The sequence below is a fragment of the Cellulomonas cellasea genome (assembly GCF_006538745.1).
Classification (GTDB): Bacteria; Actinomycetota; Actinomycetes; order Actinomycetales; family Cellulomonadaceae; genus Cellulomonas_A; species Cellulomonas_A cellasea.
Genome location: NZ_BJLR01000029.1, coordinates 41779 through 49569 on the forward strand (window position 1 = coordinate 41779; position 7791 = coordinate 49569).

Here is a 7791-nt window from a genome sequence, read left to right on the forward strand (position 1 = left end):
GGGCCCGCCTTCCGCGCACGAGCCTGCGGTCAGAGCTCGATCGACCACATCGTCGAGCCCTGGAAGACCTCGTACCCGAGGCTCGCGTAGAGCCCGTGCGCGCCCGACGGGTTCTCCGTGTCGACGCCCAGCTCGGCGTAGTGCATGCCGTCCGCGGCGTACGCGTGCATCGCGGCGGTGAGCAGCGCGACGCCCAGCCCCCGCCCGCGCCACGCGCGCCGTACGCCGAGCAGCTCGGTGTACCCCGACGGGTACCCGGCGACGGCCCAGTCCTGCTCGTACCGGCCCGAGAGCAGGTACCCCGCGACCTCCCCGGTCGCGTCGTCGACCGCGACGAAGCTCCACGACGGGGCGAACATGCTCCGGCCGTGGCTCCACGCCTCGGCGCTCCGCGGCTGGCTGCCCCAGTGGTCGGCGAACGCCTCGTTGTGCGCGACGCGAACCGCCTCGTCGAGCTCCGGCGCCCAGGGCACGATCCGGACGCCGTCGACGTGCGGCACGGCGGGCACCCCGTCCCGCAGCGGGCGCCGCATCTCGGAGTAGTAGCGGACCGGCGCGAAGCCCGCGTGCGCGTAGACGCGGGCGGAGACCGGCGCGGCGTCCTCGAGGTAGGCGGCCAGCCGGCCCGGCACGTCCTTGCCCGACTCGGCGAGCAGCTGCCGGCCGCGCCCCTCGAGCCAGGCGACGACGGCCCGACCGACCCCGCGTCCCCGCCACGCGGGGTGCACGCCGCCGAGCAGGAACGCCCGCACGAGCGACTCGTCACCCGGCGCGGTCGTGGCCTGCGCGTAGGCGCGCATCACACCGGCGTCGTCGACACCGACGAGCGTGTCGCGCGCGTGGTCCTTCCAGTCGCCCTCGAACATCTCGACGACCTCCTCGAGGGAGCGCCGGAACGGCAGCGCGTCGGCCTCCTCGACCGCGGAGACGAGCTCGAACAGCGCGGGGGCGTCGTCGGGCGTCAGCGCACGCCACGTGAGGCCGAGCTCAGTTGGGGGCCGGGGCGGCTCCGCGGGGGCAGCGGCACGGACGGCGATCGGGGCGAGGGACAGAGTGCTCACCGCGCCACGATGCCGGTGCTGCCCGTCGACGGGCAAGACGATTGCGTCCGCCGCGCCGTGTCACGCGTCGATGCGGCTCCGGTCGAGCTCGTCGGCGCCCGCGATGATGAAGTCCTTGCGCGGCGCGACGTCGGAGCCCATGAGCAGCTCGAAGACCTCCTCGGCCCGCTGCGCACCCTCGACGGTGACGCGGCGCAGCGTGCGGTGGCGCGGGTCCATCGTGGTCTCCGCGAGCTGGTCGGCGTCCATCTCGCCGAGGCCCTTGTAGCGCTGGATGTCGTCCTTGTACCGCCGCCCGGCCTTGTCGAGCTTCTTGAGCGTCGCAGCGAGCTCGGCCTCGGAGTACGTGTACAGGTACTCGCCCTTGCGGCTGCCCACGGCGACCGTCTCGATGCGGTGCAGCGGAGGGACCGCGGCGAAGACCCGGCCGGCCTCGACGAGCGGGCGCATGTACCGGAAGAACAGCGTGAGCAGCAGGGTGCGGATGTGCGCGCCGTCGACGTCGGCGTCGGTCATCAGCACGACCTTGCCGTAGCGCGCCGCCTCGAGGTCGAACGTGCGCCCCGACCCGGCCCCGAGAACCTGGATGATCGCCGCGCACTCGGCGTTCTTCAGCATGTCGGTGATCGAGGCCTTCTGGACGTTGAGGATCTTCCCGCGGATCGGCAGGAGCGCCTGGAAGTCCGAGCTGCGCGCGAGCTTGGCGGTGCCGAGCGCGCTGTCCCCCTCGACGATGAAGAGCTCGCTGCGAGCGACGTCGTCGCTGCGGCAGTCCGCGAGCTTCGCGGGCAGCGACGAGGACTCGAGCGCGTTCTTGCGGCGGGAGATCTCCTTCTGCTTGCGCGCGGACAGCCGGGCCCGCATCTCGCCGACGACCTTGTCGAGCAGCAGCGCCGAGTGCGCCTTGTGCTCGCGCTTCGTCGACGTGAAGATCGCGCCGAGCTCGGTGTCGATGACCTTGGCCACGATGCCGCGCACCGGGGCGGTCCCGAGGACCTCCTTGGTCTGGCCCTCGAACTGCGGCTCGGCGAGCCGCACCGTGATGACGGCCGTGAGCCCCGCGAGCACGTCCTCCTTCTCGATGCGCTCGCTCGTGTCACGCGTCGAGATCTTGAGCCGGCGCGCGTTCGCCTCGACCTGCTTGCGCAGCGTCCGCAGGAGCGCCGTCTCGAAGCCCGCGAGGTGCGAGCCGCCCTTGGGCGTCGCGATGATGTTGACGAAGGTGCGGACCTCGGTCTCGTACCCGGTCCCCCAGCGCAGAGCGACGTCGACCTCGCAGCGGCGCTCGACCTCCTGCGGGGACATGTGGCCGCGCCCGTCGAGCACCGGGACCGTCTCGGTGAAGGTGCCCTCGCCCGTCAGGTGCCAGACGTCGGTGACCGGCGCGTCGGGCGCGAGGTGCTCGACGAAGTCGACCGTCCCGCCGGCGTGCAGGAACGTCTCCTCGTGCGGCCCGTGCTCCCCCGGCGTGCCGGGGACCCGCCGCTCGTCGCGCACCGTGATCGCGAGCCCGGGCACCAGGAAGCTCGTCTGGCGGGCGCGCGTGACGAGCTCGTCGTAGGAGAACACCGCGCTCGTCGGGAAGACCTGGCGGTCCGCCCAGTACCGCACGCGGGTCCCGGTGCGCCCGCGCGGCGCCTTGCCGACGACCGCGAGCTCGGAGCCCGACACGAACGGCTCGAACGGCGCCTCCGGGCTCGGCGAACCGGTGTCCGCGAACGTGCCGGGCTCGCCGCGGTGGAAGGTCATCCGGTACGTCTTGCTCCCGCGGTCCACCTCGACGTCGAGGCGGGAGGACAGCGCGTTGACGACCGATGCGCCGACGCCGTGCAGGCCGCCCGACGCGGCGTAGGAGCCGCCGCCGAACTTGCCGCCCGCGTGGAGCTTGGTGAACACGACCTCGACGCCCGTCAGGCCCGTCTTGGGCTCGACGTCCACGGGGATACCGCGGCCGTTGTCCCGGACCTCGACCGAGCTGTCGGCGTGCAGGACGATCTCGATCCGGTCGCCGTGGCCGCTGAGGGCCTCGTCGACGGAGTTGTCGATGATCTCCCACAGGCAGTGCATGAGGCCGCGCGAGTCGGTCGACCCGATGTACATGCCGGGGCGCTTGCGCACCGCCTCGAGCCCTTCGAGGACCGAGAGGTGGCGCGCCGTGTAGCTGGACTCCGCGGATGCTGTCGACACGAGGCCCGATGCTAACCGTCAGGGCCCACACCGGCCGCACGCCGGGCCGTCGACCCCGCCCGTTCCGGGACATCTGGGGTGTTCCCGGGCGGGGTCGTGTACGCGGGGAGCGAACCACCCGCCCTCGAGGGGAAGTTTCCCCGGTCCGGATGGTTGTATGTCTATGTGACGACGACCGAACCGCTGACCGTAGCCGACCGCTGCGACCGCTGTGGCGCGCAGGCCTACGTCCGTGTGCTGCTTCCCGTGGGCGAGCTGCTCTTCTGCGCGCACCACTACCGCGCGCACGCGCCGAAGTTCGCCGATGTGGCGACTCACGTGCAGGACGAGACCGACCGCCTTCTTGCCGAGCATGGAGCAGGTGCAGGAGCAGCAGCCGCGCGCTGACCTCGACCCTCGAGAGGGCGCCGACCGGGACACCCCGGGCGGCGCCCTCTCGTCATGCTGCCCCGGGACGTCGGCCCCGTCCGTCCCCTGCCGAGCGCGCTGCCGGTGCGCCCGGCCCCGCGGAGGTGCGTGACGCCGGCGGCGATGTCGGTGCCTCGCGCGACGATCGTGCGGTACGCACCCGGCGACGAGAGGCGGACCGATGACGATCGTGGTGACGACACCGACGGGCCACGTGGGTTCCCGCGTGACGACGCTGCTCGCCCAGGCCGGCGAGCGCCCGACGGTCCTGCTGCGGGACCGCACCCGGCTCGACGCCGGGCTCCGTGAGCTCTGCGACGTGGTGGAGCTCGACCTCGGCGACGCGGACGCGGTGGCGCGTGCGACGGCCGGGGCCGACGCCCTGTACTGGGTGGACCCTCCGACGACCGACGACGACCCGGTCGCCGGCCACGAGCGCATGGGCGCCTCGGCGGCCCACGCGGTCCGCACGAACGGCATCCCGCGCGTCGTGCTGCAGAGCAGCGTCGGCGCGGAGGCCCGGCACGGCTTCGGCGACATCGACGGCCTCGCGCGCACCGAGGAGCTGCTCGACGCCACCGGCGCGCACGTCACCCACCTGCGATGCGGCTACTTCTTCACGAACCTGCTCATGGACGTCGACGGGCTGCGGTCCGGGACGCTGACGACGACCCTCCCGCTGGACCAGCCCCTCCCCTGGGTCGACCCCCGGGACATCGGCGACGTCGCCGCGGCACGCGTGCTCTCGACCACGTGGGCGGGACGCACCACGCAGGGTGTGCACGGGCCGGCCGACCTGTCGTTCGACGACGTCGCGCGCGTCCTGACCGACGCCACGGGACACACCGTGGTCGCGACCCGGGTCACCGACGAGCAGGTCGCCGGGGAGCTCCGGGGGTTCGGCCTCACCGACGCCCAGGTCGACGCGGTCGTGGGCATGTCCCGCGGGCTGCGCGGCGACTTCGTCCCCGAGGACCGCCGCTCGGCGCTGACGACCACGCCGACGACGCTCGCCGCCTGGGCGCACGAGCACCTGCGCCCGCTCCTCCGCCCCGGTCAGGGCCCCGCCGCTGGCTGAGCCGGCGGGCTGAGCACTGCGAGCCGGCGGGCTGACGCGCGGGAGTCCCGGCAGCACGAAGGCCCGGTGCGCGTGCACCGGGCCTTCGTCGTCCCTGCTGCGGGCGGGACTCAGTCGAGGTAGTCGCGCAGCACCTGGGAGCGCGACGGGTGACGCAGCTTCGACATCGTCTTGGACTCGATCTGCCGGATCCGCTCGCGCGTCACCCCGTAGACCTTGCCGATCTCGTCGAGGGTCTTCGGCTGGCCGTCGGTCAGGCCGAAGCGCATCGAGACGACGCCGGCCTCCCGCTCGGACAGCGTGTCGAGGACCTGGTGCAGCTGCTCCTGCAGGAGCGTGAAGCTGACGGCATCGGCCGGGACGACGGCCTCGGAGTCCTCGATGAGGTCACCGAACTCGCTGTCACCGTCCTCGCCGAGCGGCGTGTGCAGCGAGATGGGCTCGCGACCGTACTTCTGGACCTCGACGACCTTCTCGGGCGTCATGTCCAGCTCCTTGGCGAGCTCCTCGGGCGTGGGCTCGCGACCCAGGTCCTGGAGCATCTGGCGCTGGACGCGCGCGAGCTTGTTGATGACCTCGACCATGTGCACGGGGATGCGGATCGTGCGGGCCTGGTCGGCCATCGCGCGAGTGATGGCCTGACGGATCCACCACGTCGCGTACGTCGAGAACTTGTAGCCCTTGGTGTAGTCGAACTTCTCGACCGCACGGATGAGGCCCAGGTTGCCCTCCTGGATCAGGTCCAGGAAGAGCATGCCGCGACCCGTGTACCGCTTGGCGAGCGACACCACGAGGCGCAGGTTGGCCTCGAGCAGGTGGTTCTTGGCGCGGCGGCCGTCGGACGCGATCCACTCGAGCTCACGGCGGAGCTTGGGCTCCATCGTGATGCCGGCGTTGAGGCGCTCCTCGGCGAACAGGCCGGCCTCGATGCGCTTGGCGAGCTCGACCTCCTGCTCGGCGTTCAGCAGCGCGACCTTGCCGATCTGCTTGAGGTAGTCCTTGACCGGGTCGGCGGTCGCGCCCGCGGTGACGACCTGCTGGGCGGGGGCGTCGTCGTCGTCGGCGTCCGAGTAGACGAAGCCGACGCTCTCCTCGGTCGCCTCGTCGGCGGCGGCCGCGGGCTTCGCCGGCTTGTCGGCGTCCTCCTCGAGCTCGCCGGCGACGGCCTCGACCTCGGCGACGGCCGGCTCGACGTCCTCGAGCTCGACGTCCTCGAGCACGACCTCGTCCTCGGCGACCTCGCCGTCGGGCGTGGCGGTCTTCGGTGCGGCGACCTTGGCGGACGCGACCTTGGCGCCGGCGGCGGCCTTGGCGGCGGGCGCAGCCTTGGGGGCGGACTTGGCGCGGGCCGGCTTGCGCGCAGCGGGGGCCTCGGTGGATCCGTCGGCGACGACGGCCTTGGCGGCGGGGCGCGTCTTCGCGCTCGTGGCGGCGACGGCGCGCGCAGCGGGGACCGGCTCCTCGACGGCGATCCCGGCGGTCGCAAGGCCGCGGACGACGGCCTTGAGACGCTTGGCGTCCTGGACCTGGGCCTGCTCGCAGGCCGTGCGCAGGGCGACCGCGTCGACGCTTCCGTGGGTCCGGCCACGACGGACGAGCTCCTGCATGGCGGGATGCTCGAACTCACGCGGGAGTGCGGGGTGCGAAGGCTGGAGCGACACAAACGACCTTTCGGCAGCGAGAGACCCGGATCAGATCGGCGGGTGCTCCCATATTGTACCGGCCGCACCTCGGCACAGCGGGCCGAGAGGGCCGTTCGGGTCAGCGTGGGCGGGGTCCCGGCGCAGACGGCGCGGAGACGCGACGCTCGAGGATCGTGCGCGGGCCCGGTGCCCGCCACTCTCTCGAGACTGACGAGGGTGACAACGTGCGGGTGCCGGAAATGATTCCCGCAGGGACGCACCGTCCCCCGCTCCGGGCGGTGCGGGGCACGTCGCTGCGGCGTCGTCCGACGAACGCCCGCCGGGGGCGCCGTCGACGCGGTCCCGCCGCCCGACGCGGGGCGACCTCGGTCGGGCGACCGCGGCGGTCAGCTCGCGGCGGGCTTCACCGCGAGCACGGGGCACGGGGAGTCGAGCAGGATGCGCTGGGCGTTCGCGCCGAGGATGAGCTTGCCGACGGGGCTGCGGCGGCGCAGCCCGATGACGATGAGCCCCGCACCGACCTCCTCGGCCGTGCCGATGAGGTCCTCCGCGACGTCGCGCCCCCGGGCGAGGACGCGGACGTCGTGCTCGATGCCGCGCGACGTCAGCTCGGACCGGACCGCGTCGAGCGCCGTCTGGGTCTCCTGACGGTGCTCGTCGGTCTCGTCACCACGCTCGCTCACGACCACGACGAGCGACTCGCCACGCCGCTCGGCCTCGCCCGACGCCGTCTCGAGCGCCGCACGCCCCTCAGGGGTTGCCAGGTACCCGACCACGATGCCCATCGGTCCTCCGCTCTCGACGCACTGACGTCCTGCCCCTGCCGTGACGCTACCGGAGCGCAGGCCCCGCGACGAACGCACCCCGGACGACGCACCTGGTCAACCGGCGCGCCGGACCCACCCCGGGGGCATCGCGACCGCGAGCGTGCGGTCGAGGATCCGGGCGAGCCGGTGGTCGGGGTCCTCGGTGAGCGCGCGCTCGAGCAGCAGGCCCGCGCGCGCCCCGTCGGCCTGCCACCACGCGAGGAGGGCGAGCAGGGTGCACGCCGGCGCCTGGGCGCCGCGCCGGCCGTGCCCGACGACGCGCTCGAGCACGGTCACGTGCGCCGCGGTGAGCCCCGGCGGCGGGACGACGCCGCGATGCTGGTCGACGATCCCGGCGACCGCCTCGGCGACGAGCGCGTCGGTCGCACCGGGCGCCTCGCGCAGCGACCGCTCCGGCAGGTCCTGCGGGCCGGGCACGAGGCTCACGAGCACCGCGTCGCGCACCCGGGTGTCCGCGAGCGCGACGTCGAGTCGGCCGAGCACCGGCGCTCCCCCGGACGGCGCCCCCGCCAGGGTCGCGGCGACCTCCGCCCGCCACGAGGCCAGCGACGCGAGCCGCCACGCCGTGAGCGCCGCCGGACCGTCCG

Annotated in this window: 7 protein-coding genes; 2 read left to right on the forward strand and 5 right to left on the reverse strand. The window is 73.5% G+C overall.

Translation table 11 applies throughout. The annotated features are described in order from the left end of the window. Window positions 1–29: 29 nt before the first annotated feature. Together CCE01nite_RS15265 and CCE01nite_RS15270 are read right to left on the reverse strand one after the other, a co-directional pair. A complete protein-coding gene (locus tag CCE01nite_RS15265) occupies window positions 30–1061 on the reverse strand; it encodes a GNAT family N-acetyltransferase (protein ID WP_034633598.1) in 1032 nt (343 codons plus the stop codon). A 60-nt stretch (window positions 1062–1121) separates the two neighbouring features. Further along, window positions 1122–3248, reverse strand: coding sequence for a DNA gyrase/topoisomerase IV subunit B (locus tag CCE01nite_RS15270; protein ID WP_034633595.1), 2127 nt, complete (start codon window positions 3246–3248; stop codon window positions 1122–1124). Window positions 3249–3413: 165 nt separating this feature from the next. On the opposite strand from CCE01nite_RS15270, the gene CCE01nite_RS15275 reads away from it, so the two are divergent. Both CCE01nite_RS15275 and CCE01nite_RS15280 read left to right on the forward strand, forming a co-directional pair. After that, a complete protein-coding gene (locus CCE01nite_RS15275; protein WP_246056594.1) occupies window positions 3414–3635 on the forward strand; it encodes a DUF7455 domain-containing protein in 222 nt (73 codons plus the stop codon). A gap of 202 nt (window positions 3636–3837) precedes the next feature. Continuing rightward, on the forward strand, window positions 3838–4734 hold the full coding sequence (locus CCE01nite_RS15280) for an NmrA family NAD(P)-binding protein (protein ID WP_034633589.1): 897 nt from the start codon (window positions 3838–3840) through the stop codon (window positions 4732–4734). 110 nt (window positions 4735–4844) lie between these two features. On the opposite strand, the gene CCE01nite_RS15285 is transcribed toward CCE01nite_RS15280, so the two are convergent. From CCE01nite_RS15285 to CCE01nite_RS15295, 3 genes are all read right to left on the reverse strand, one after another. Continuing rightward, entirely contained in the window at window positions 4845–6341 is a 1497-nt protein-coding gene (locus CCE01nite_RS15285) for an RNA polymerase sigma factor (RefSeq protein WP_052104369.1), read from the reverse strand. Between the two features lie 422 nt (window positions 6342–6763). Then, a complete protein-coding gene (locus CCE01nite_RS15290; RefSeq protein ID WP_034633578.1) occupies window positions 6764–7162 on the reverse strand; it encodes a universal stress protein in 399 nt (132 codons plus the stop codon). A gap of 96 nt (window positions 7163–7258) precedes the next feature. Next, window positions 7259–7791, reverse strand: a 533-nt coding sequence (locus tag CCE01nite_RS15295; RefSeq protein WP_141372652.1) for a DUF4192 family protein, incomplete at its 5' end; no start/stop codon positions are given.